Genomic DNA, 21,439 nt, shown 5'->3' on the forward strand with positions numbered 1-21,439 from the left:
TTAAAATGCTAAAAATGATGGTATTCAGTATTAACACTAGCAAGTATTTTGAATTAGGCTGTTTGGAATTAGAAAAGTTCATTAAACATCTAGGAGAACCTGCTTATGCTAATTTAATAACAGATGAATTAAAAGAGTTATTAAATACTTACGAGCCAGATTATAAAAGAGATGATTGGGATATACATTTTTCTAATTGGTTAAAAAGTTTGCAGACAGGAGATTATTTATGTATGTATGACGGCTGGATAACAGATTATAAAACTATGAATGAATTAAAAGAAAAGTATATAACACAATTAAAAGACAAAGGTATGTTAATAAACTGTTAACAATGTTGATAACTTGTAAATAAGATGTTGAGAAATTAGGAGATAATATATGACTATTCTTATAAGAACTAAAGATGAAATAAATTATATAACTGATTTTGAAGGTATGTATATAAAAGAGCCTAGCAAAGATGATAATGTTTACTCTTTATATATAGATACAAAGAATACAGGATTTTATATTTATAAAAATGAAAATAAGGAAGAAGTGATGAAAGTATTTAATTATATAGCTGATGAAATAGAAGACGGCTATAAAATCGGAAATGAAAAAATATCTATAGATTTAAATACTTTTGAATAATAGGAGTTAATAAAATGAGTCAAAAAGAAAAATTAAAAATATATTTATCAGGAGCTATTAGCGGTAAGGAAAAAACAGAATATCAAAAGGAGTTTTATGATGCTAAAGAAAAAATATTGAAGTGGACAGAAAATAAAGATATACCTGTCGAGGTAATAGTACCCTGCGACTATGATCATTTGAATGAAACAGGAAAATGGGAAGATTATCTTAAAACAGATATAAAACTTCTTGCAGACTGTGATTGGCTTGTAGATATAGAAAACGGAAGTGAAAAAAGTAAAGGAGTTATGCTGGAGAAAATGATTTGCACAGCTTTAAATATTAATATGATAGAACTAAGCGAATTTAAATTAATGTATGATACTCTTCTTTATAATAAATATATAGAAGATAGCGAAAAGGAGAAAAAAAAATGAATAAAGAGGATTTAATTATTAATGAATGCGAAGAGCTTAAAAAATTATTGACAGCTAAAAATAAAGATTATGGAAACAGCTATGATAAAACATTAAATGAGTACGGCAGAAATATAGGATTAATACGAATAGAAGATAAATTAAACAGATTAAAAAATCTTCTTTTATTAAAAGAGGAAATAAGAACAGAAGAAAGTATTATTGACACCGTACTTGATATAGCAGGCTATGCGGTTCTTTTTAGTATTTATTTGAAAGAACAAGGCAGTAATAAGAGGAGTGAGCCGAGCCGCCCAGATAATTTATTATCTGGGGAATTATAAGTCGAGGCGAACATTGCCTACGGCACGCAGGAGCGGCAGCAATGAGAAGTGATAAAAAAGCATATAAAAGATACCAAAGCAAAAAATGGCGTGCATTGAGAGAAAGTTTTTTAAATAAAAATCCGCTTTGTAAAAACTTTCCTGAGTGCCATAACTTTGCTGAACATGTGGACCATATAAAAAGAATAGAAAGTGAAGATGATCCGCTGTTTTATGATGAGAGCAACTTGCAGGCTTTATGCAAAAGATGTCATAGCAGAAAAACAGCAAAGGAAGACGGAGCTTTTGGAAATAAAAAGAAAGATTATTGATGAGGTTAGTTATGGAAACAGATAATAAAGAATATATACATTTGGAAAAAGATGCATCAGAAGGAAAAGTATTAATTGATGTAAAAAATGTGAATGGTGAAGATATTTTATATTTATTATCTGAGTTTATAGACTTTGTAAGTAAAAAAGAAAATATACCAGCAAATGTATTTTTAATTATGATAGATAAAGCAATAATGAAAAAAAGAGAATTAGAAAATAAAAGAGGAAATAAAGAATGAGAGAGCTAAACTTTATAGAAAAAAAAGGGCGTTTTGGTATAAGTTTTATGTCTGATGATATAAAAGAAGCCAATACTGTTATGAATGCTATACAGAGATTTATATCAACAGTTAGTAAAAAAGAAACAAAGGAAAATATTGATAATAACTGTAAATCTTCTGAAAAAGACTATTCAAGATGCCCTATAGATGGTCCTAGTAAAGATGTATATTTAAATTTATTTAGCGATGACAAATTAATTGAGTTGTACAATAATGATGAGCTAGAGCAAGGATATAAAGATTATATAAAAAATGAATTAAACAGAAGAGGTATTTTTGATTTAAGTATGACTAAATCAAAAAAGAAAAGCAGTAATAATAACAACACTAAAAATAAAGAAAAATCTAAAACAATAATAGAAAATATAAAAGAACATGAACTTAATAATAAAATAGAAAATATAACAAATGGAAGAGATATGACACAGCTTTCTGATGAGGAATTGGAAAAAATAGTTTTATTGGAAAGTGAATTAGCTTCTATATGCGGATATTCAGAAACTGCAAAGCATATTTTACAAGGCAGAAAGTTTAATCGTAGCCGTGAACTTGAAAATAAAATAACAAAAGGAAGAAGGTTATCAGAACTTACTCTTGAAGAATTAGAAGAATTAAAAAAAGTAACAATGCTTAATAATTATAAAGAAGATATACAAGAAGAAATTAATAAAAGAAAAAATAAATCTTTTGAAGACACATTAAAAGAAAACAATGAAATAATCTCTTTCGGAGAAGATGAAGATGATTCAAATTATAGAATAGATGAGGAGAATGAAGAAGATCCATTAAGTTCAGCTATAGATGAAGGTAATCTAAATAGATGGGACTTTGATGCAGATGGTGATAAAGTGGATAGTGAAGGCAATAAAATGCTTTTTGATTATTAAAAAGCATTTTATTAAACTTATCGATTTAGAAGAGCCTTATTCATGGGAGTTTAAACAATCTGAAGAAGATAGAGAAAAAATACATTTAATTATAGAAGAACTTAATAATAGTAATGAAAACAACATATATATAAAAAAGAATGAAAGGAATAAAAAATGAAAAAATTAAAATCATCTAAATATAAAAATCTATATGACATATTAAAAGATGTTTCTTATAAACACACTATAGCTAAAGTGTTTTATGATTTTATAGCTATGACAGCATTAAATATTGCTGTAGGTATAAGTTTTAATATAGAAGATAAGAAAAAAAGAATAGAACAATTAAAAAAAATAACTGTGAATTATGATAAAAATGAAATGGAACTTTTTAATGCATTTAAATTAGGATTAGCAAATGAATATCAGAATAATAGATATCAAGATGTATTAGGAGTTTTATTTCAAGAACTTGAATTAAAAAATGATTTCAAAGGTCAATTTTTTACACCTTATGAATTATCATACTGTATGAATAAAATTAATTTTGATAAATCATTATTGGAAAATAAAGATTTTATTCACTGCAATGAACCAGCAGCAGGAAGCGGAGGAATTGTTATAGCTTCATGTCAGATAGCAGAAGAACTAGGCTATAATTATTCAGAAAAATTAATCTGGAGTATTAATGATGTGGATTTGATGTGCGTATACATGTCATTCATACAATTAAACTTAATAGGAGCTTCTGCTTTAATACAGCATTGCAATACATTAAGTATGGAAGTTTTTGATAGGTTTTATACACTCGGATATATTTTAAATAGATGCAGTCAAAGACTTCAAATAGAAGAACATTGTAATAAGATGTTAACAGCGATAAAAGATATGCAGTTTTTATCTAATAACTAGAGGTTATAAAATGATTTGCTATATATGCAAAAATAATTTTGATTATTTACCAGAAACAACAATAACTATTGAAGGTAAAAATAAAGAAGGTAAAGAAATAAAATCGAAAGAAAAGAAATTAAATCTATGTGAAGATTGTATTTTAAGAATTGCACAGTCAGGATTACCAACAACGATAATTTTTGAAGATGAGGAATAATTTATGATTAAAGGCATTTTTATTCAAAAATATTTAATTAATATAAATTGTATATCAAACATTTATTTTGATGAAAATAAAAAGACTATAAAAATATTTACTTTAGACAGCGGATTGCCTACTACAATAGAATGTGAAACTGAAAATGAATATGATAAATATTATAATATTTTAATATCATTATTTGATTTAGTAAACGATATAGAAAATGGTTAAAGCTATTATTTATTATAATGATGTAAATGATGAGTTCAGAAGAATGAATGATATTTTAGGAATATTAAAATATAAATATAAAAATATTAATGTTAGTTATAAAAAAGTAAGAAAGAAAAATGAACTGTTTGTAACTATTAATAATGAAAGATTAGAGTGTAATCATAGTTTAGAGTTTTATATGCAGACAGTAGAAAATATATTGAATAAGGATGTAAGAGTATGACTTTAAAAAATAAAGCTAATAAATATAAAGCTATTTATAAACGAATAAAAAGGCGTGTTAGATATGATTGGCATAAAAAGATAATTTATAAAAAGGAAGAAGATGTTATAGCAAGATTAAAAATATTCATAAAAGTTGGTAAAAAATATCAATGCTTATTATTTAAGAGAGTGTCAAAACTTCCTAGAAAATTAGCTTATGAAAATTATTATAGTAAGGTAGAGATATATAAATGATTGTTTATCAAATTGGTTCTATAAGTTTTGGAATATTCAGTGTTATATGTATTTTTATTAGTATAACATCTAAAAATGACATTGCTAAGGCATTCTATTTACTTTGTTTCTTTTTATCGAATATAACAGCTTTACTTTGTGATATAGTAATAAAATTAAATTAGGAGTTATAAAAGTTTATATTCTTTTCTATATATAAGGGCTTTTGTCTTTAATTTATGTAAAGGTATAAACATGGCTTCTAAAAAAAACAATAAACTAATATTACAAAGCAATAATAATATAATAACTGAACAGCAGGCTGCGATTTTAGTAAAGCAAGCTAACTATTTAAATATACTTGACTATATGAAAGAAGAGCAGCTTATTAAGCAGATAGATTATGAAACAGAGAAAGAAAACTTTTTTAAGCAATGTTCAAAAACAAAAAGCAATCACACAAAAAGACAGTATAAAAATGGACTTAATAAACTAGAGGAATACTGTAAAATGAATAATAAAAATATTTTATTTATTAAAGCCAGAGAAGCTGATGATTTTATAACAGAAGTTAATTCTAGTGAGCTTTCTAATTTAAGTGTACGTGCATTAGTTTCTTCCTGTTCTTCTTTCTTTTCATTTTTAGAAAGAAGATATCCATTTATGAAAAATCCTTTTCGAGGGACAAAAACTCGTCCTCCTGTGAAAAATAAAAAACGTTTGGAAGTACCAACTAAAAAAGAAATTGAATTAATAATTAAAGATATATCAGATCCGATTATAAAAGTGGCCATCATTTTTATAATGGAATGCGGTGTGCGTGTTGGTGCTTTACCTAATTTAGAAATAAGAAATAATCCCGCAGGGGAACGTTCGTTCAAATATTATTCTTATTCAAAAGGAAAAGAAATAAGCTGGAAAGTTACTGACAAAGTTATTAAATTATTAAAACAGAATAATCTTTCTTTTAATAATCCTTTCAAAAATAAAAGCTCTGAAGTAATAAGGAACATATTTTATAGAAGTTCAAAGCGTTTATATAATCAAGGTAAAATAAAAGCCGCCTACTCTATACATGATATAAGGCATTATTTCGCTGTTACCCTATACAAACAAACCAAAGATATAGAACTTATTAGACAGGCATTAAATCATAGCTCTATAGCTATAACAGGAATATATTTAAAAAGTTTGGAGGCAGAATAATATTTAAGTTGCGATAATTACTGTTATCGAAATATTCATTTTATATTGATTTCTTTTGTTATTTGTTCTTCTATCTGAAGTTTAGTTTTCTGTATTATATAAAAATTATATGTTAAAAATAAAATAATATAAGATAGAATTAATGTGGAATATATTTTTATAAAAAAGTATATATTATCAAAATCTTTTAATATTTCCAGTTTAGAAATCATATATATTATTATTGATGTTGTAAAATAAACAGATAATGTAATTGATATGTTATTTAAGTTAGTTTTAAATCTATTTATATATTTTTCATTTTTTATATCTCTTAGACTAAATCCAATTATTATACTATATCCAACGGAAAATAATATACCTATTACTGTAAATAATACATCTAAAATATTGTTTGTAGCTATATCAACATTACTATATTTTATTATAAAAATATTTATCATATACAATAAAATAGATATTATAAATGATATAAATAATGTGATAAAAAGTCTTATTAATATTTTTTTCATTTTTATATATTTCCATTATTTTTAGTTATTTTATATAAAAAAGATACCATATATTGTCTTAATTCTTCCTCAACTAAAATATTATTATTATTTGATACTTTAACTAATTGATTAGCTTTATATTTTCCTCCATCTATAACCTCTCCACTAGAAGTAATAACTTTTGTATACTTACTTGGAATTGATTTCAAAATTAATTTAGCATCATCTGGCTTTTTTACTGTTAAAATAATAGTTGCCTCTAATATATCATCAAGTTGATAATCTTCAAAAGTATTAAATGTTTTAAGAATATCTTTTAAAAATTTTCCCTTTGTTATTTTTTTAGCTATATCTTTTGTAATATTAGATTTTTTTCCTAAAACAACTTTTTTTATAAAATCTTCTTCTTTTTTTAAACTTAATTCTTTTATTAAACTTTCCATACTATATTCTTTATTATTAGTTTTTTCTATTAAATAATTAATATATGTTTCAAAAATTTCTATATTATGTTTTAACGCTAATATTAAATATCTATTATTAAGACAAAAATAATATCTATTTACTACAAAACCCTCTATATTATTTTTTTCATTTTCTTTTGATTCTATAGTTTCATAAGAAATCATATTTTCTTGTAACTGTTCTTTAAGAATACTCTTTGCTATACCTTTTTTCATTCTTAATATACATCCAAATATATTATTAGCATCTATTTTATACCAACTTATAAAATCTACATCATCTGTGGAATCTATTTTACCTATAGGCATCATCCTTTTTTCTAATGTATTACCTATATTTATTAAATACTCTTCTAAATCAGATTTTAATGTTGAAATATCTGATATATTATTTAATAATTCTATAGAATATGCTTTTAACCTAATTTCTTTTTTAGCCATATTCACCCCAAATATTTATTATCATATTTTATATTATTTGATTCATATATAAATTATCAATTCAATATAACAAGTTATAAATTTTATAAAATATATGAATTTTATTTTTCATAAATATTCCCATCTTTATCAAAAACAGGTATTAATTTATTAATTTTTATTTTCATATTTTTATTCTTATTATCATAAAATTCGTATTCTGTTATTCTTTCTTTATTTTCATTACAATTTATAAATAAATATTTATTTTCAGGTAAGAATGACAAATAATTTTTAATAAAACATTCAATATTTATTTTACTTGAAAAATCTTTTTTTTCATTAAATGTTGGAATTAAATATATAAAACTTAATCCTTGTATATGTAACATAGCAAATGAATATGGTATATCAATATTATCTGTTTTTTTACTAATATAAATATCTATACAAGGTCTGTGAATATATCTATTGTGATAATAATATATTAATGGAGGAATCTTTTTGGTGCTTTCAGGTAATTTTATCCAATTTATAGTTTTTGAAAAAATATGTGTACTTTCTTCTTTAATTATACCTAACGCTATTTTTACTAAAGATTTATACAAATTATGAAAATTAACATTTACTTTAAATATAAAATTTTTTTCGGTAATATCATTTGAAGGTATCATTTTTACTTCTCTTATTTTTGTTTCGTTATTAAATTCTGATATTATTTTATTACCGTATATATCTATCACTTCAGGTATTCCATTTTTACCAGATATTCCAAGTAAGGCTCTTAATGGATCTAAAAAACGTATTAAATCTAGTTCTATACTACTACCAAAAAAACCATTACATATATCACATTCTCTTGAATCTAATAAATGTCCATTTAAACTTTCTGGAACAATGTGTGCTTTTTTATTAAAATATTCATTTCCAGATTTATCACAATATTTACATTTTTTTCCCTTATTTTCAATTTCATAAGTATGTTTATTAGTATATTCGTATATTTTACTTGTTGTACAATCATAATCATTAGTAATATTATATGTTTTTTCTTTAAAATATTTGTCATCTATTCCTAATGAATTATTAATGATTGATATCATTTCTGTAGAAATTTGACTTAGTTTATCTTCTCCTAATTGCTTATTTTCTGAAATGAATAGATACATAAAAAAATCTTCATCATTCTTAAAATTTATAAATACATTAACTAATTGATAAAATCTCTTATAATTAGAATAATATTTAGATATAAAGTTAGTTAATGAAGTTGTAAAAATATCAGTTTTTGTAATTTTTTTTACGTTTTGATATTCTATATTATTATTTTCTACTTCTTTTATATCGAATCCACAAATTTTAAAAAAATTAAATAATTGTTCCTTAAACACAGGTAGTGCAAAAGGTATACCTAATGTCCGAACATTAGATGAAAAAATATGTATATATAATTGTTCCATATAAAAACTCCTTGTTATAAATTATATTTTTGATAAAGTTAAAAACTTCACTAATAATCTTTATTATTAATTTATATTACGATAACCTTTATTATCGCAACACCTATAATCAATAAATTATATATTTAATTCTTTTAATACAGCATCTCTAATATATTGAGATACACTGACATTATTCTGCTCTGCTTTTTCTTTTATTAGGAGTTGTTCTTTTTCACTAACACGCATATATAATTTAATGTCAAGCCTATCTTCTGTTATTCTTTTTCTACCAGAACCTTCACGAGCTCCACCTGTGTTTGCTCTAGCACCACCCCAACTATTTTTTTTATTATCCATTGTTATGACCTCTTTTTAATAAAAGAACTAATACTACTATATTGAGTGATAATGATACTACAGATAATATTGCATTTACAGTTGTTAACATCTTGACAACTCCTTTATAATGTATATAATATTAACTATGGAAGTCAGGAGCCAAGTCGGCTAACTTAGCTCCCTTTCATAACTAATAAAAATTATTTTTTAATTTTTATTAGCTTAACCACAATTACGATAAGTGTCAGGATATCAATAATTGTAGCTATGAAAGTTAAGACTTCCATAATTACCTCCTTCATTTCTTTAGGATTAATTATATTATATCACACTTGATGATTTTGTCAATACTTTTTCTACAAAAATAAATATATTTAATTAAAGATTTAATATAGATTAATTTATTTTTTAAAATAGAAATTGTTGCGATAACACAAATTATCGCAACACTAATTCTACTGCCGCAAAGGCTTACGCAGTGGCTCTACTTATTTATATATTCTTTATGTATCATAGCTATATACTGGCTAGCTGATAAATTAAGTTCTGCAGCCTTTTCTACTATACTTTCCCATATATCATCATGCATAGTTATATTATGTCTATTCATTTTACCTTTATTAATATCTCTGATAGGTCTTCCAGCACCTTCTCTTTTACCGCCTCTATTTTCTTTTTTTTCCATGTTAATTTCTCCATAAAATAAAAATAGTTATTGATTTATTATTATATTTGTATATAATAATATTTATATGGAAGCTACGGTTGGAGCTTATCGGAACCCCAACCGCTTTCTACTGCTTATTAATAGCTTATTTTCTTATGCTATTAACTAATGATATAATTGCCGCTAACAAGTATATCACTGCAGTTATGAAAGTTATAGCTTCCATATTTTTATATCCTCCTTTCGTTGAATATATACATATTATATACATATTTAATCAAAAAGTCAATAGTAATTTAATAAAAAAAATAATTTATTTTAATTTTTTCTTATGTGAATTATAACTGATTTATATTTGCTTGGTGGGGGTGGGTAAAATCTCTACAGGCTTTCAATCGGTGCAACGAGTGGGGAGTCTTTTATACATGGCGATAACTTTTTTATTAGGGGGTATCAATCTCATTTTTCTAATTCTTTAATTTTATTTTCTAATTCGTCAATTCTTTTAATTTTATTTTCTAATTCCAATACTCTTTTATTTAATTTTTGTATTTCGCTTTCTTTTTCCTCGTACTCTTTTTTAGCTTTTGCAACACAAGCCTGCACAAAACCTCCAAATGTAGAATTAGAATAATTTAGAGGATCTGCTTTAGCTTTTTCAACCATTTTTACAATCCATCTATATATATCTTGATTAAAATTAATAGTAATACCATTTCTAGAATCCATTAAAATCTCCTTTTTTGAATTATATTATTTTATTGATAAAAAATTATAAAAATAACCAATTTAACAATTTGGCAATTTAAAAAGAATTAACAATAATAAAAAACAATAATGAAGATACTACAAAAGAAATAAGGAAATTATTAAATAATGATAATCTATATGCAGATATAATAGAATATAATGCAACAGTATATATAAAGTATCCAGATTATAAAGTAAATACACCTTCACTTTCATAAATACTTTTCGTATCTTCAAAATGATTTTTAATCACTCTATGAAGAGCCATAATAGAAGCTACAACACCATCTATTCTTTTATATGATCTTCTTCTGTCAGGCTTAGTAGGAAGATAATTATCTCTACCGTCAGTTTTTACTTCACAGCAGCTTATCATCCAATTAAGAGCAGGATTATTACCATGCAGAAGTTTGTGTTCATCTATTGTTTTTTCAAATAAAGAAGTACCTTCAGATAAGCCACCGACAGCAAAAGATTGTCTTACCTCGGTCATTTTAAATCCTTCATTTTTTAGATGTGTAACTATTTCAATAGCTTTCCAAGGGTCATAAGCTATTTCTATAATTTCAAAGTCTTTGGCATCTTGCAATATTGAAGATTCTATAACATCAAAATCTATTATATCACCGCTTGTTAAAGTAATTAAACCTTGAGAAGCCCATAATTCATAAGGTACTCTGTCCTCTTTAGAACGCTGCCTTATATTTTCTTTAGGCATAAAGAAGCGAGGCAGAAGTATATATGGACCATTATCAATAGAATCAAAACATAAAACATAGGCCGCTATATCTCTTGTTGTTGCTAAATCCAAACCTATGCAGGCTTTTCTGCCTTTTAATTCATTTATATTTATATTTTGATGTAAATAAGATTTAAGCCACCTGTCAGAAGAAATCCAAACTTCACTCGCCTGTGTCCAAACATTCAAGTTCTTTGTAAGTATATCAGTTCGCTGAATAGGCTTATCCAGTCCTTCCAAAAGCCTAGATTTTAGGTAACTATCTTTTACAGAAATATTTATATTAGGATTAGCTTGAAAAATAATTTTATTTATTAATTCTTCCTGCTTTGAAATAGCTTCCATTAGTTTCAAGCGTACAGCCTCGTTATAAGCTCCTGCCGATTCTTTTGAATCGGCAGGCACTCGGCTTTCCGCTTTATTTAATTTATTTAATTTTTCTTTATATTCAGACATAAATACCCAAATATCATTGATGTCATCAGGCTCATATATTATAGTAAAATACTCATCATTATTTAATGAACCTTGTAATACTTGCTTTGCATATTCATATTCAGAAAAACATACTGAAGATTTATCAAATCCAGCAGTAGTAATTATAAATATAAGAGGCTGCCTTCTAGCTCCCATTCCTGACTCAAGAACATTTAATAATTCATTATCAGGATGTGCATGGTACTCATCTACTATAACCAAATGCGGATTTAATCCGTCTTCAGTGTTGCTGTCCTGTCCTAATGGTTTTGATTTTGAGGCAGTATCTTTTTTCTTTGTAATTGTAGAAGTTTGTTTATATGTAATCGCTTCTTTATTAAGAGCTTTTGCTTTTCTTATCTGCCTTTCGCTTTCACTCCACGCAATTTTCGCTTGATCTTTTTTAGTAGCTATATAATATATTTCGACACCAGCCTCTGCAGGACTGTCGCAGAAAAAACAATAATTACCAATGCCAGATGCAAAAGTAGTTTTTCCATTTTTCCTGCTCACTTGAACGTATGCTTTTTTGTAACGTCTGAGTTTATTTTCCTTTCTCCTCCATCCGAATATGCTTGCTATTATAAACTGTTCCCAAGCCTCTAATATAATATTATGATTTGCCCATTCTCCTTTTGTATGTACTAAAGATTGAATAAAAGTAATAGGACGTTTAGCTTCGTTATCATCAAAATAAAAAGGATAATCATTATTTTTTGATTTTTCTATATCGTCCAAATGCCTTTTCACAGATAAAAAAGCAGCTTGACAGACTGGTAATTCTTTATTTATAACCTTATTAATATATTCTTCATAGTTATACATTATATTTAACCATTTATCATTTTTTCAAGCGGATCATCCTCTTCTATAACTTCAGGTGTTGGAACTTTCTTTTTAGAAGCAGGAGTTAAACCGAACTCGGTAAGCATTTTAGTATATGCTGTTATAGCTTTATGATATGCTAAATATTCGCCCATTGTTTGAGAGTTTTTACCTGCTAAATATCCAGCTATAGAACCGCCTTCATTAATCATAGCTTCATAAAGATTCATAGCATCACCATAATGCAGACATAAAAGTTCAAATGCTGATAAATCGGCATCTCCAAGCATATTTTTTTCAGCAAAAATAGGAGCAAGTTCTTTCCATTTTTTTAAAGAATACCCACAAAAATATTCTGGTGCCGTAGGCATGCTTTTAGCAGGATTTGGTATTATAACGGCTTTTTTTGGCTTATTCACCGCAGGTGCACCTTTGGTGTGGGCGTTTTTCACCGCAGGTGTGCCGACGAAGTCCGCCTTGGCGTTGGCAGGGGCTTTTTTAGCTTTATCGGGCATTTATACTCCTAATAGTATATTTTAGTTAAAAATATATATTAATAATAAGTAATATAATATTTTATAACTATAAGAAAAAAAATAATTCAGGAGCTTTTTCGATATAGGCAGACAGTCGTCTGGTTAGGAAAGTTGTTATTGGAAATTATTTCTTGAAATTATTGATAAAACTTAATAATATATTTTCAAATTCATTTATTTTATATAATGATTTTTTAGATTTTGTAAGTTTATAAGAAGCATTTGCTCCTTTTTCCATACTAACTAAATTACCTGCCTTACCTGTTAAAATATCAGACTTAGACCATATATTAAAATATAAATCATTTGGAGAGACACCTAAACAAATTATGGCCTCATATTTTCTATGGTATCTTATATGGTTAAATTGAAAATTAAAATTTGTATCTTCAGTTGCAGTTTTTATCTCAAAATCAATATTTTCTATTTCTATATCATATGCATTTTTATCTCTTACATCTGTAGACTTTTTAGAAAGTTTAGAATTAATATTTAATTTATTACATAATTCATGAATAAAATCCTGACCAACACTTCCTACACCTGTATTAGAAAGTGTTTTTATTTTTTTAAATTCTGCATTATCCCATTTAGAATGATTATGATATTTTTCTAAAATATGTAAAAATAATTCACTATAAATACTATCAGGCATTAACAATTCCCCTATCTATTAAGGCTTTTTCTATATGATACATACTTATATGTCTGCAATTATGCGTTGCCAAATTACTGTAATCATTCCAATTTATACTATTTAATATATTTTCAACTTTTCTTTTAGATTTTTTTATTATAATACCATATCCGCATACATATTTTACTTCTGAAAAATCTTTTACTAATTTAGGCTGTTGTGTATAATATGTTCTTTGAAGAAAAAAATCAGCATTATTCATCTTTTCTATTCCGCAAGTTCTTTCTTTTCTAGTATCAACAGTAAATATATCTACCCAATCATCACAAGACTTCTTTTCTTCTAAATCACTATTCCCTTTTTTCCATATTTGCCATAAAGCATTCACAGTAATTTTTTTATTATCTAATCTATAAAAACTATCATTTGGAAGTATTTCAGAATGTACTAACTTCATATTGTTTACTCTATTTTTTGGAGAACCTTTTCCATCACTCTGAAATGACATAGGCAATATAAATCCTATATAATCAGCATATTGTGCTGCTGAGTTCATAAAAGCTAAAGCAAGCCAAGCCCTGTAACCAAATGGAGGATTGCCTATAAATATATACTTTCTATTTAAATCATCAGGCGACCATAGTAAAAAATCTTGTTCTAATATACCATCAGATAAAGGCATTAAATCCAATCCTATTTTATTTTTTGAATCTAATAAATTAAAAAAAGCACCATTACCAGCTGAAGGTTCAACAAAAGTATAGTTTGATATATCTATTTTTTCTTTGTCTAAAAAAGATAATAGATTATTGTAGCAATATTTAGCAGTATCTTCTTTTGTAAAAAATTGCTCCAAATCTATTTCTTCTGGATTTATCCATTTAGGAAATATTCTATTTTTAATCCATATTTTATTTCTTTTGGCAATAATATTATTCTTATTCTCTTCAAAATATTTATATAACATCAAATTTTTCCCTCTACATAATAATATCGACATATATTATATTCTATCTTAAAAAGATAAAAAATCAATAATAAAAAACTAAAAATACAGTATATATAAATACCGTAATAAGTAAAAATAAAGGCACACAGTGGGACTTTAAGTTCTTGTAATAAAATAACAATATAAAACTTATATTTCCTTATATTTTTTTATATATTATATGTCTGTAATAAAAAATATAGGGAATTATATAAAAAAGTGGCTGTTTCCTGATTTCAGTCATATTGATAGTAATAACTTTTTGTCTATTCAAAATGATAAAACTTTATCAGCAGTCAATCCGAATACAGCTTTAACTTTCTCTACAGTATTTGCATGCGTGAGAGTTATAGCTGAAACAATAGCAACCTTACCTCTTTTTGTATATAAGGTAAATGGCAATAATAAAATAAAAGCTAAAGACCATTCTTTATATAGATTATTACATGACTCACCTAATGAAGAATGCACATCAGTATCATTTATAGAAAGTCTAATCACTCAAATACTTTTGCAAGGCAATGGTTTTGTAGAAGTAGTAAGAGACAATTTTAATAGAGTAACAGAACTTTATTTAATAGATTCTAATAAAATTAAAGTGTATAGAGATTCAAACGGCAATAAAATGTTTGAATATTCTGATGATGGAAAAATAATCACTTTATCTCAATTACAAGTTATGCATATAGCAGGGCTTGGATGGAACGGAGTAATAGGATACAGTCCGATAGCTATGATGCGTAAGCAAATAACTACAGGACTTTATCAGGACAATTTCGCATTAGATTTCTTTTCTAATGGTGTAAAAAAAGTTCCAATTATTTCACATCCAGAGAAATTAAGTGCAGATGCTAAAAAGAACTTAAAAGAAAGTTTCAGAGAGGCATGGGAAAAAGGCATCGTTGTCCTTGAAGAAGGAATGAAAATAGACCCTATAACAATGAACTTGTCAGATGCTCAGTTTTTAGAAAGCAGAAGATTTTCGGTAGAAGAAATATGCCGAGTGTTCCGTGTACCTCCTCATCTAATTGGGGATTTAAGCAGAAGTACAAATAATAATATAGAACATCAAAGTATAGAGTTTGTAACGCACACCATAAGACCGTGGTGCGTTCGTATAGAAAAAGCACTGAATGGACATTTATTAAGCGGATTAGAAAGAAAAAAATATAATATAGAGTTTAATTTGGATGGTCTTTTGAGAGGCGATACTCTTACAAGACAGCAAGCAAATCAAATTAAATTAAATAATGGGGTTTTTACTAGAAATGAATGGAGAAGTCAAGAAAACCTTAACGAAGTAGATGATGAATACGGAGATGAGTATTTCGTTTCTCAGCAAATAAGACCAATAAAAACTGTATACGAAGAAACTGAAGACAATCAAAACTTTAATATAAATAATAATGATGAAAATAAAAAATTAGAAGAGGAAAATAAAAATGCCAGTGAAGAATAATGAAATTAGAAGTATAGATATTGATATTCAAAAAAGCACAGACACCGAAGGTGAACCTCTTAAATTAAGAGGCTATGCTATTGTATGTAATTCTTTAAGTGAGCCTCTTTATGGTGATTTATTTAGAGAGCGTATAAATAGAGGTGCTTTCACTAAATCATTATTAAAAGATGACCAAGTATGTCTTTGGGGACATGATACAAGATATGTACTTGGCAGAAAAAGTGCGGGAACATTGATTTTAAGAGAAGATGATAAGGGTTTATATTTTGAAGTTTTTTTGCCAAACACTACTTGGGCAAGAGATTTAAAAGAAAGTGTGGACAGAGGCGATATAAAGCAAATGTCTTTCGGCTTCAAAGTAGTAAGAGAAAATTGGATTGACAATAAAGATACATTAAAAGAATACGGAATGCCTATTCGTGAAGTAGAAGAAATTACTTTGCATGAAATCTCATTAGTAACATTTCCAGCTTACCCTGAAACAAATGTTAGAGATAAAAATGAAGATGCATATATACCTACACCGCCTAAAAAATCTGTTATAAATGATTATTTTGAAGATAGAACTAATGAATATGAGCAAAAAATAAAATATCTAAAAATAAAAAATAAATAATAAGAACAACACAATAATAAGGAGTATAAAATTATGACACCAGAAGAATTAAGAGCTTTAATAGAAAAACTAAAAAATGAAAATAATTTATCTTTAACAAACCTTGATGAACTTATGCAAAAAAGGAATGCATATTCTTCTATGAGTATAGAAGAGAGAGAAATTAAAAAAGATGATATATCAAAGTTAGACAATGATATAGATACTTTAATGCAGGTTGTAGAAAATAGAAACAAAGAGATAGAAAGATATGACAGACTTCTATCGCTTCAAACTAATTCTTCTATGAATAAAAGAAATATAGCTGATAATTTAGATAATGCATCTTCTGATGATAACGAAGCTGAATTAAGAGCTAAAGTTACTAGATGGTTTAGAACAGGGAACAATAAGGAGATAAGAGAAACACTTCAGGCAGGGGTTGCAGAAAAAGGCGGATATACTATAGCACCTCAATATCTAGTAAAAGAAATTATAAAAGATCTTGATAATGCAGTACAAATAAGAAAAAGAGCAAATATAATTCCTGCTATGAACGGATATTCAAGCATAGGAATACCTACACTTGATAGTGATGTAAATAACCTAGTATGGACTTCTGAAATAGCGGAAGTTGAAGAAGATGAAGATATGGCTTTCGGCAAAAGGGAAATGAAATCTAATCAACTTACTAAGTTAGTTAAACTTAGTAAAAGATTAATAATGCAAAGCAATATAGATATTCAGGCTTTTGTAAAGGAGAGAATAACATATAAATTATCTGCTACTTTAGAATATAATTATTTGTATGGTAATGGTACAGAAAAACCTTTGGGTATATTCGCCCAGACTTCAGATAATGCAGCTGCTATTCCAACTGATAGAGATATAAAGGTTGGAACTGCAAGTGCTGCCATAACTTATGACGGATTAGTAGATGCAGTAAGCCTATTAAAAAGCGGATACCAAAGCGGAGCTGTATGGATGATTAATAGAAAAGCTGTTGCAGCATTAAGAAAATTAAAAGACAAACAAGATCGCCCTATTTGGCAGGAAAGTCTTTTGGCAGGACAGCCTAGCACTCTTCTTGGAATACCTGTTGTACAAAATGACTTTATAGAAGATAAGCTGGAAGCTACAAAATATTTTGGCTTCTTAGCAAACTTAAATTATTATTGGGTAATGGATAGTTTATCTATGGAGCTTCAAGTTCTGCATGAACTATATAGTAAAACAAATCAAGTGGGATTCCAAGTAGGATATTGGGGAGATGGTGCACCTATTAAAAAAGAGGCTTTTGTAAGATTATTACCAAATGATCAAGCGTATGCAGCTTAAGGCTTTTATATATGAGTAGCAAGACTGAAGATATTGATAACACTATAGACATTGATGTTGCTAATGTAGTCGAAACAGGTACCGAAGGTATGCTGTCGCAAGATGATGACAGAGTAGTTACTTTGTCAGAGTTCAAAAAGTTTCTAAACTTAGAAGGCATTGACTATGATGATGATATACTTCAGTTGACTTTAGACAGTGCAATCGGCTATTGTAATAAAGTTAATGAAACAGAATACAAAAGAATTGATTGCCCTGCTGAAGTTAAGTATGCAATTCTTGGACTTGCTGCTCATTATTTTGAAAGCAAAACAGGAGAAGCCAGTCAAAGTGAAAAAGTAGCTTTGGAAGGTGTACATAGATTATTGGCTATTGCTAGGGAAAAGTTCACTTTATGAAAGTTGGAAAATTAATTCATACTATAACTTTTTATGTCAGTCAATACATAGATAATGGAAACGGAACAGGAAAAACTCAATTAAAAGAATTAAGAAAAGTTAAATGTTCCATTGAAGATATAACATATAAAGATATACAGGAAGGCAAAAGAAAAGATTTAGAAAGAACATTAAAAGTACATACTCATTATTTCAAAGAGTTTGATACTAAAGGAATGATGGCCAAAATAAACCGTGAAACTGATATTTATGAAGTGATTTATAGAGAGAATGTTTCATATAAAAATACAGAATGCATATTTACAATAAAAAAATTGGTAAATAATAAAAAAACTAAAGAGTAATATGTCAGAAAAAAATAAAATAAGTATAGAAGGACTTGATGAGTTCAGAAAAACTTTAGAAGAATTAGGCATTGATTTCAAGAATGAAGTAAAAAAAGCCTCGTTAAAAGAAGCGAGAAGAATAGCAAAAGAAGCCAATGCACAAGCAAAAGCAAGGGGCTGGACTTTTGATAAATATTTTACAGTAAAAGAAACAAGAGCAAATAAAAAGAGCAATACTGAAAGCAATGTTAAGATTACTACAATCAGAGGAAAAACAGGCACAGCACCTCAGAAGAATAAAATAAAATGGTATAAAGAGCAAGGCGATAGGTATTATGCTTTTTTTAATGAATACGGAAATAAATATAAAAATGAAGAGCCTTTGTTAATACCTTTGTTTGAATCAAATAGAAATAATATAGATGAGGCTGTTAAAAGTGCTTTGAATATAGTAATACAAAAAGCTAATAATAAATAGAGTTTATAGTATGCATAGAGTAATTTATCAATTATTAAAAAGCCTTACCAAAGAAGATGAAAAAATAGGAGGCGTTTATTTAGACTTTGTTGAAGACAGCAGTATAGATAGTGATAAAAGCTATATAGTTTATTCTCTTCAAAGTTCAAATCCTAAATATGATTTTGAATATTCAAGAGATATTTATCAAGTTAGTGTTTATTCTGCATGTTTAGAACATGCATTAAGTCTTCAAAAGAAAATAGGAAAGTTTTTTAATAGTTTGAAAAGAAAGATAGATAATATTGAGATATGCGGCTGTGATATAAGCAATGAAAGTCATAATCGTATTGAAAATGCATATCAAACAATAACAATAATAGAAATATTATATAAATATTAATATAAAAGAGATAACAATAATAAGGAGATATTATGAGTCAAACAAGCGTTCAAAATAAAAAAACAGTAAGATACGGAAGCTCTAAGGTTTTAATTGGAGATAGATTTGATAAACTTGTAGACATAGGAGCAGGACGCAATGTTAGTATAAAAGAAAGTATGTCTACAGCAGATATAGAAAGCGACAATGCAGGAACTGTAGCTACTCTACAGACAGAGCATAAAATGGAGGTTTCACTTGATAGTTTGGAAGTGAACTTTGCTAAATATGCTATGGCAAGAGGCGGTATTGATAATATAGACGAATATGATGGTAAAACAGAAGTTACAAAACAGTATGTGGTAGAATCAGATACATATAAAAGAGGTGAAGAAATAAAAGTTCCATTTAAGAATGCAGACGGAAGCGAAGCAACAATAATCAAAGTAGAAAAGAAAAACTCTATGGGAAATATTCTCATAGAAGAAACAAGCTATGAAAAAATAGGAACTAACGGAATAAAAATTACAGACAATAAAATATCTCCTAGCACAGATACTTTAATTATTACATATACAAGAACAATGCCTAAAATGGTTCGCATGACAACAGGAGGAAAAAGTTCGACCATCAAACCGAGATGCATTATGTTAGTTAATACTAATGCTGAAGGTAAAGAATTAAGAATATACTTACCTCAGGCTTCAATAGCAGGAGGCTTAGAGTTTAGCTTCCCTTCAGATAAAGCACAGGATGTATTAATAGGAAAATTGAGCTTTACAGCAACTACATCAGGCAGTCAGCAAAGCGGAGAACAGCTTGCATGGTATGAAGATGAACAGTCTGTAAATGATGATGAAGAAAATACAGAAACAGAAGCTTTAACTTTGGAAAGTGACAAACCAAATGTAGATATAAGAGCAGATGGAAATGATACTATTATTTTAACTTCAAATGCTGATGAGATAACACATGCAGTAGAGCCTCCAGAACAACAGTTTTTTGATGTGAGCTATGAAACCGAAACTAAAACTTTCACTATCACAGGAAAGGCAGAAGGTACAGCTGTATTAAAAATCACAGCGAAAAAAGCAGGTTCTGAAGATATTATTAAAGATATATCTATTAATATACAAGCAGCTAATTAAAAAATATAATTAATAAGAAATATATAAAGGAGGGGTGAGCCGAAGCCAGCGAATAAGTTTACTTGTTCACTTCCATTAGGCAAGGCGAACATAATAAGAATGGACATAGTAATTACAGATTTAGAAGAGTTTAGTAATAAAAAAGCAGTTTATGCCAAACTTGGTAAATACAAGATAAATGTTAATGATATACCTGTGGGCTTGGCATTAAAAATAAATGATTATAGCCAGTCTATAGCAGAGAAAGGTTTTCTTGATGCACAGACTGTGATAGAAGATATAGTAATTCCTCTTATACAAAGACAATATAAAGATGCCTGCAGAGAAGATATATTAGAAGATTTTAATTATGATCAGCTTATAAAAATATTTAGAATGATAATGGACGGCTTTTACAAAGCAGGAATTGATGCTCCTAATGAGGATAAAAAAAAAGAAAATTAACAAAAATAGAACTAATAAAGTTATTGGCACATCTAGCTAATAGTTACGGCTGGAGTGAAGACTGTATGATGGAGATGAGTTTGCAAAGACTTTTGCTCTATTATACAGCTTCGTTAAATTTGCCTTACATAATCGAAGTTCAAGAAGAAATAAAGGCAGATAATAATGCAACTGAAATAAAGCAGGGAAATAAAACTATAAGAAAAGAAAAGAAAGGCTTATGGGAAATCGAAACTATTACTGTAAATAATTAGCAATAATAAAAAAGGAATAAAAAACTAGAAAAAGCCAAATC

34 protein-coding genes are annotated in these 21,439 nt (G+C 27.2%); 24 read left to right on the forward strand and 10 right to left on the reverse strand.

From position 1 onward, the window contains the following. Positions 1 to 5: 5 nt before the first annotated feature. The 14 genes from QZ288_RS01650 to QZ288_RS01715 all read left to right on the forward strand — a co-directional run bounded on the left by QZ288_RS01650 (position 6) and on the right by QZ288_RS01715 (position 5,816). Positions 6 to 332 (forward strand): hypothetical protein, encoded by a 327-nt coding sequence (locus QZ288_RS01650; protein WP_295154276.1) that lies wholly within the window; start codon positions 6 to 8, stop codon positions 330 to 332. A gap of 49 nt (positions 333 to 381) precedes the next feature. Next, positions 382 to 636 carry a hypothetical protein gene (locus QZ288_RS01655; RefSeq protein WP_295154278.1) on the forward strand — a complete coding sequence of 85 codons (255 nt, stop codon included), beginning with the start codon at positions 382 to 384 and terminating at the stop codon, positions 634 to 636. Between the two features lie 14 nt (positions 637 to 650). Further along, entirely contained in the window at positions 651 to 1,055 is a 405-nt protein-coding gene (locus QZ288_RS01660; RefSeq protein WP_295154280.1) for a DUF4406 domain-containing protein, read from the forward strand. Then, the gene (locus QZ288_RS01665; protein WP_295154282.1) at positions 1,052 to 1,378 is read left to right on the forward strand and encodes a nucleotide modification associated domain-containing protein; all 327 of its coding nucleotides are present in this window, start codon (positions 1,052 to 1,054) and stop codon (positions 1,376 to 1,378) included. The genes QZ288_RS01660 and QZ288_RS01665 overlap by 4 nt, the downstream gene beginning before the upstream one ends. A gap of 41 nt (positions 1,379 to 1,419) precedes the next feature. Beyond that, the gene (locus QZ288_RS01670) at positions 1,420 to 1,689 is read left to right on the forward strand and encodes an HNH endonuclease signature motif containing protein (RefSeq protein WP_295154284.1); all 270 of its coding nucleotides are present in this window, start codon (positions 1,420 to 1,422) and stop codon (positions 1,687 to 1,689) included. 11 nt (positions 1,690 to 1,700) lie between these two features. Next, entirely contained in the window at positions 1,701 to 1,931 is a 231-nt protein-coding gene (locus QZ288_RS01675) for a hypothetical protein (RefSeq protein ID WP_295154286.1), read from the forward strand. Beyond that, positions 1,928 to 2,860 (forward strand): hypothetical protein, encoded by a 933-nt coding sequence (locus tag QZ288_RS01680; protein ID WP_295154288.1) that lies wholly within the window; start codon positions 1,928 to 1,930, stop codon positions 2,858 to 2,860. Before QZ288_RS01675 ends, QZ288_RS01680 begins: the two co-directional genes overlap by 4 nt. 156 nt (positions 2,861 to 3,016) lie before the next feature. Then, complete coding sequence (locus QZ288_RS01685; RefSeq protein WP_295154290.1) at positions 3,017 to 3,754, forward strand: SAM-dependent DNA methyltransferase; 738 nt, start codon at positions 3,017 to 3,019, stop codon at positions 3,752 to 3,754. A 10-nt stretch (positions 3,755 to 3,764) separates the two neighbouring features. Continuing rightward, positions 3,765 to 3,953 (forward strand): hypothetical protein, encoded by a 189-nt coding sequence (locus QZ288_RS01690; protein WP_295154292.1) that lies wholly within the window; start codon positions 3,765 to 3,767, stop codon positions 3,951 to 3,953. A 3-nt stretch (positions 3,954 to 3,956) separates the two neighbouring features. Continuing rightward, a complete protein-coding gene (locus tag QZ288_RS01695; protein ID WP_295154294.1) occupies positions 3,957 to 4,169 on the forward strand; it encodes a hypothetical protein in 213 nt (70 codons plus the stop codon). After that, the gene (locus tag QZ288_RS01700; protein ID WP_295154296.1) at positions 4,162 to 4,395 is read left to right on the forward strand and encodes a hypothetical protein; all 234 of its coding nucleotides are present in this window, start codon (positions 4,162 to 4,164) and stop codon (positions 4,393 to 4,395) included. The genes QZ288_RS01695 and QZ288_RS01700 overlap by 8 nt, the downstream gene beginning before the upstream one ends. After that, positions 4,392 to 4,631 (forward strand): hypothetical protein, encoded by a 240-nt coding sequence (locus tag QZ288_RS01705; protein ID WP_047107871.1) that lies wholly within the window; start codon positions 4,392 to 4,394, stop codon positions 4,629 to 4,631. Before QZ288_RS01700 ends, QZ288_RS01705 begins: the two co-directional genes overlap by 4 nt. After that, positions 4,628 to 4,795 carry a hypothetical protein gene (locus QZ288_RS01710; RefSeq protein WP_047107870.1) on the forward strand — a complete coding sequence of 56 codons (168 nt, stop codon included), beginning with the start codon at positions 4,628 to 4,630 and terminating at the stop codon, positions 4,793 to 4,795. The genes QZ288_RS01705 and QZ288_RS01710 overlap by 4 nt, the downstream gene beginning before the upstream one ends. Before the next feature lie 70 nt (positions 4,796 to 4,865). Next, positions 4,866 to 5,816 (forward strand): site-specific integrase, encoded by a 951-nt coding sequence (locus QZ288_RS01715; protein WP_295154302.1) that lies wholly within the window; start codon positions 4,866 to 4,868, stop codon positions 5,814 to 5,816. A gap of 35 nt (positions 5,817 to 5,851) precedes the next feature. Here QZ288_RS01715 and QZ288_RS01720 read toward each other — a convergent pair whose 3' ends face one another. The 10 genes from QZ288_RS01720 to QZ288_RS01765 all read right to left on the reverse strand — a co-directional run bounded on the left by QZ288_RS01720 (position 5,852) and on the right by QZ288_RS01765 (position 14,573). Next, positions 5,852 to 6,328, reverse strand: coding sequence for a hypothetical protein (locus tag QZ288_RS01720; protein ID WP_295154304.1), 477 nt, complete (start codon positions 6,326 to 6,328; stop codon positions 5,852 to 5,854). A 2-nt stretch (positions 6,329 to 6,330) separates the two neighbouring features. After that, positions 6,331 to 7,215: a hypothetical protein gene (locus QZ288_RS01725; protein WP_295154306.1), complete on the reverse strand. Its 885-nt coding sequence runs from the start codon at positions 7,213 to 7,215 to the stop codon at positions 6,331 to 6,333. A 101-nt stretch (positions 7,216 to 7,316) separates the two neighbouring features. Beyond that, positions 7,317 to 8,654 carry an HNH endonuclease gene (locus QZ288_RS01730; RefSeq protein ID WP_295154308.1) on the reverse strand — a complete coding sequence of 446 codons (1,338 nt, stop codon included), beginning with the start codon at positions 8,652 to 8,654 and terminating at the stop codon, positions 7,317 to 7,319. 117 nt (positions 8,655 to 8,771) lie between these two features. After that, complete coding sequence (locus QZ288_RS01735) at positions 8,772 to 8,993, reverse strand: DUF6290 family protein (protein WP_008727272.1); 222 nt, start codon at positions 8,991 to 8,993, stop codon at positions 8,772 to 8,774. Between the two features lie 466 nt (positions 8,994 to 9,459). Further along, on the reverse strand, positions 9,460 to 9,660 hold the full coding sequence (locus QZ288_RS01740) for a hypothetical protein (RefSeq protein ID WP_295154312.1): 201 nt from the start codon (positions 9,658 to 9,660) through the stop codon (positions 9,460 to 9,462). 441 nt (positions 9,661 to 10,101) lie between these two features. Continuing rightward, entirely contained in the window at positions 10,102 to 10,371 is a 270-nt protein-coding gene (locus QZ288_RS01745; RefSeq protein WP_295154314.1) for a hypothetical protein, read from the reverse strand. Between the two features lie 208 nt (positions 10,372 to 10,579). Then, entirely contained in the window at positions 10,580 to 12,433 is a 1,854-nt protein-coding gene (locus QZ288_RS01750) for a terminase large subunit (protein WP_295154316.1), read from the reverse strand. A 5-nt stretch (positions 12,434 to 12,438) separates the two neighbouring features. Then, positions 12,439 to 12,948 carry a P27 family phage terminase small subunit gene (locus QZ288_RS01755; protein ID WP_295154318.1) on the reverse strand — a complete coding sequence of 170 codons (510 nt, stop codon included), beginning with the start codon at positions 12,946 to 12,948 and terminating at the stop codon, positions 12,439 to 12,441. A 145-nt stretch (positions 12,949 to 13,093) separates the two neighbouring features. After that, positions 13,094 to 13,624 (reverse strand): hypothetical protein, encoded by a 531-nt coding sequence (locus QZ288_RS01760; protein WP_295154320.1) that lies wholly within the window; start codon positions 13,622 to 13,624, stop codon positions 13,094 to 13,096. Then, entirely contained in the window at positions 13,617 to 14,573 is a 957-nt protein-coding gene (locus tag QZ288_RS01765) for a hypothetical protein (RefSeq protein ID WP_295154322.1), read from the reverse strand. Before QZ288_RS01765 ends, QZ288_RS01760 begins: the two co-directional genes overlap by 8 nt. A 202-nt stretch (positions 14,574 to 14,775) precedes the next feature. On the opposite strand from QZ288_RS01765, the gene QZ288_RS01770 reads away from it, so the two are divergent. The 10 genes from QZ288_RS01770 to QZ288_RS01815 all read left to right on the forward strand — a co-directional run bounded on the left by QZ288_RS01770 (position 14,776) and on the right by QZ288_RS01815 (position 21,398). Beyond that, positions 14,776 to 16,053 (forward strand): phage portal protein, encoded by a 1,278-nt coding sequence (locus tag QZ288_RS01770; RefSeq protein ID WP_295154324.1) that lies wholly within the window; start codon positions 14,776 to 14,778, stop codon positions 16,051 to 16,053. Further along, positions 16,037 to 16,672: an HK97 family phage prohead protease gene (locus tag QZ288_RS01775; protein WP_295154326.1), complete on the forward strand. Its 636-nt coding sequence runs from the start codon at positions 16,037 to 16,039 to the stop codon at positions 16,670 to 16,672. The genes QZ288_RS01770 and QZ288_RS01775 overlap by 17 nt, the downstream gene beginning before the upstream one ends. A gap of 33 nt (positions 16,673 to 16,705) precedes the next feature. Next, on the forward strand, positions 16,706 to 17,989 hold the full coding sequence (locus tag QZ288_RS01780) for a phage major capsid protein (RefSeq protein WP_295154328.1): 1,284 nt from the start codon (positions 16,706 to 16,708) through the stop codon (positions 17,987 to 17,989). A gap of 11 nt (positions 17,990 to 18,000) precedes the next feature. Continuing rightward, positions 18,001 to 18,387 carry a head-tail connector protein gene (locus QZ288_RS01785; RefSeq protein ID WP_295154330.1) on the forward strand — a complete coding sequence of 129 codons (387 nt, stop codon included), beginning with the start codon at positions 18,001 to 18,003 and terminating at the stop codon, positions 18,385 to 18,387. Continuing rightward, the gene (locus tag QZ288_RS01790; protein ID WP_295154331.1) at positions 18,384 to 18,731 is read left to right on the forward strand and encodes a head-tail adaptor protein; all 348 of its coding nucleotides are present in this window, start codon (positions 18,384 to 18,386) and stop codon (positions 18,729 to 18,731) included. The genes QZ288_RS01785 and QZ288_RS01790 overlap by 4 nt, the downstream gene beginning before the upstream one ends. A gap of 1 nt (position 18,732) precedes the next feature. Further along, positions 18,733 to 19,191 (forward strand): hypothetical protein, encoded by a 459-nt coding sequence (locus tag QZ288_RS01795; RefSeq protein WP_295154333.1) that lies wholly within the window; start codon positions 18,733 to 18,735, stop codon positions 19,189 to 19,191. 10 nt (positions 19,192 to 19,201) lie between these two features. Beyond that, positions 19,202 to 19,573 (forward strand): hypothetical protein, encoded by a 372-nt coding sequence (locus QZ288_RS01800; protein WP_295154335.1) that lies wholly within the window; start codon positions 19,202 to 19,204, stop codon positions 19,571 to 19,573. 32 nt (positions 19,574 to 19,605) lie between these two features. Beyond that, positions 19,606 to 20,700 (forward strand): hypothetical protein, encoded by a 1,095-nt coding sequence (locus tag QZ288_RS01805; RefSeq protein WP_295154337.1) that lies wholly within the window; start codon positions 19,606 to 19,608, stop codon positions 20,698 to 20,700. Positions 20,701 to 20,799: 99 nt separating this feature from the next. Then, positions 20,800 to 21,144 carry a hypothetical protein gene (locus QZ288_RS01810; RefSeq protein WP_295154339.1) on the forward strand — a complete coding sequence of 115 codons (345 nt, stop codon included), beginning with the start codon at positions 20,800 to 20,802 and terminating at the stop codon, positions 21,142 to 21,144. A gap of 23 nt (positions 21,145 to 21,167) precedes the next feature. Further along, positions 21,168 to 21,398, forward strand: coding sequence for a hypothetical protein (locus tag QZ288_RS01815; protein WP_295154341.1), 231 nt, complete (start codon positions 21,168 to 21,170; stop codon positions 21,396 to 21,398). The last annotated feature ends 41 nt before the right edge of the window (positions 21,399 to 21,439 follow it).

This window comes from uncultured Brachyspira sp. (genome assembly GCF_910578695.1).
Lineage (GTDB): Bacteria > Spirochaetota > Brachyspiria > Brachyspirales > Brachyspiraceae > Brachyspira.

Excerpts from the sequence above, each read along its gene's own strand:
- QZ288_RS01790 (WP_295154331.1), top strand. The coding sequence starts at position 18,384 with ATGAAAGTTGGAAAATTAATTCATACTATAACTTTTTATGTCAGTCAA.
- QZ288_RS01745 (WP_295154314.1), bottom strand. The coding sequence starts at position 10,371 with ATGGATTCTAGAAATGGTATTACTATTAATTTTAATCAAGATATATAT.
- QZ288_RS01710 (WP_047107870.1), top strand. The coding sequence starts at position 4,628 with ATGATTGTTTATCAAATTGGTTCTATAAGTTTTGGAATATTCAGTGTT.
- QZ288_RS01805 (WP_295154337.1), top strand. The coding sequence starts at position 19,606 with ATGAGTCAAACAAGCGTTCAAAATAAAAAAACAGTAAGATACGGAAGC.
- QZ288_RS01690 (WP_295154292.1), top strand. The coding sequence starts at position 3,765 with ATGATTTGCTATATATGCAAAAATAATTTTGATTATTTACCAGAAACA.
- QZ288_RS01725 (WP_295154306.1), bottom strand. The coding sequence starts at position 7,215 with ATGGCTAAAAAAGAAATTAGGTTAAAAGCATATTCTATAGAATTATTA.
- QZ288_RS01685 (WP_295154290.1), top strand. The coding sequence starts at position 3,017 with ATGAAAAAATTAAAATCATCTAAATATAAAAATCTATATGACATATTA.
- QZ288_RS01740 (WP_295154312.1), bottom strand. The coding sequence starts at position 9,660 with ATGGAAAAAAAAGAAAATAGAGGCGGTAAAAGAGAAGGTGCTGGAAGA.
- QZ288_RS01705 (WP_047107871.1), top strand. The coding sequence starts at position 4,392 with ATGACTTTAAAAAATAAAGCTAATAAATATAAAGCTATTTATAAACGA.
- QZ288_RS01720 (WP_295154304.1), bottom strand. The coding sequence starts at position 6,328 with ATGAAAAAAATATTAATAAGACTTTTTATCACATTATTTATATCATTT.
- QZ288_RS01670 (WP_295154284.1), top strand. The coding sequence starts at position 1,420 with ATGAGAAGTGATAAAAAAGCATATAAAAGATACCAAAGCAAAAAATGG.
- QZ288_RS01800 (WP_295154335.1), top strand. The coding sequence starts at position 19,202 with ATGCATAGAGTAATTTATCAATTATTAAAAAGCCTTACCAAAGAAGAT.
- QZ288_RS01780 (WP_295154328.1), top strand. The coding sequence starts at position 16,706 with ATGACACCAGAAGAATTAAGAGCTTTAATAGAAAAACTAAAAAATGAA.
- QZ288_RS01675 (WP_295154286.1), top strand. The coding sequence starts at position 1,701 with ATGGAAACAGATAATAAAGAATATATACATTTGGAAAAAGATGCATCA.
- QZ288_RS01655 (WP_295154278.1), top strand. The coding sequence starts at position 382 with ATGACTATTCTTATAAGAACTAAAGATGAAATAAATTATATAACTGAT.
- QZ288_RS01680 (WP_295154288.1), top strand. The coding sequence starts at position 1,928 with ATGAGAGAGCTAAACTTTATAGAAAAAAAAGGGCGTTTTGGTATAAGT.
- QZ288_RS01730 (WP_295154308.1), bottom strand. The coding sequence starts at position 8,654 with ATGGAACAATTATATATACATATTTTTTCATCTAATGTTCGGACATTA.
- QZ288_RS01785 (WP_295154330.1), top strand. The coding sequence starts at position 18,001 with ATGAGTAGCAAGACTGAAGATATTGATAACACTATAGACATTGATGTT.
- QZ288_RS01665 (WP_295154282.1), top strand. The coding sequence starts at position 1,052 with ATGAATAAAGAGGATTTAATTATTAATGAATGCGAAGAGCTTAAAAAA.
- QZ288_RS01650 (WP_295154276.1), top strand. The coding sequence starts at position 6 with ATGCTAAAAATGATGGTATTCAGTATTAACACTAGCAAGTATTTTGAA.
- QZ288_RS01755 (WP_295154318.1), bottom strand. The coding sequence starts at position 12,948 with ATGCCCGATAAAGCTAAAAAAGCCCCTGCCAACGCCAAGGCGGACTTC.
- QZ288_RS01775 (WP_295154326.1), top strand. The coding sequence starts at position 16,037 with ATGCCAGTGAAGAATAATGAAATTAGAAGTATAGATATTGATATTCAA.
- QZ288_RS01735 (WP_008727272.1), bottom strand. The coding sequence starts at position 8,993 with ATGGATAATAAAAAAAATAGTTGGGGTGGTGCTAGAGCAAACACAGGT.
- QZ288_RS01700 (WP_295154296.1), top strand. The coding sequence starts at position 4,162 with ATGGTTAAAGCTATTATTTATTATAATGATGTAAATGATGAGTTCAGA.
- QZ288_RS01765 (WP_295154322.1), bottom strand. The coding sequence starts at position 14,573 with ATGTTATATAAATATTTTGAAGAGAATAAGAATAATATTATTGCCAAA.
- QZ288_RS01795 (WP_295154333.1), top strand. The coding sequence starts at position 18,733 with ATGTCAGAAAAAAATAAAATAAGTATAGAAGGACTTGATGAGTTCAGA.
- QZ288_RS01660 (WP_295154280.1), top strand. The coding sequence starts at position 651 with ATGAGTCAAAAAGAAAAATTAAAAATATATTTATCAGGAGCTATTAGC.
- QZ288_RS01810 (WP_295154339.1), top strand. The coding sequence starts at position 20,800 with ATGGACATAGTAATTACAGATTTAGAAGAGTTTAGTAATAAAAAAGCA.
- QZ288_RS01750 (WP_295154316.1), bottom strand. The coding sequence starts at position 12,433 with ATGTATAACTATGAAGAATATATTAATAAGGTTATAAATAAAGAATTA.
- QZ288_RS01715 (WP_295154302.1), top strand. The coding sequence starts at position 4,866 with ATGGCTTCTAAAAAAAACAATAAACTAATATTACAAAGCAATAATAAT.
- QZ288_RS01760 (WP_295154320.1), bottom strand. The coding sequence starts at position 13,624 with ATGCCTGATAGTATTTATAGTGAATTATTTTTACATATTTTAGAAAAA.
- QZ288_RS01695 (WP_295154294.1), top strand. The coding sequence starts at position 3,957 with ATGATTAAAGGCATTTTTATTCAAAAATATTTAATTAATATAAATTGT.
- QZ288_RS01770 (WP_295154324.1), top strand. The coding sequence starts at position 14,776 with ATGTCTGTAATAAAAAATATAGGGAATTATATAAAAAAGTGGCTGTTT.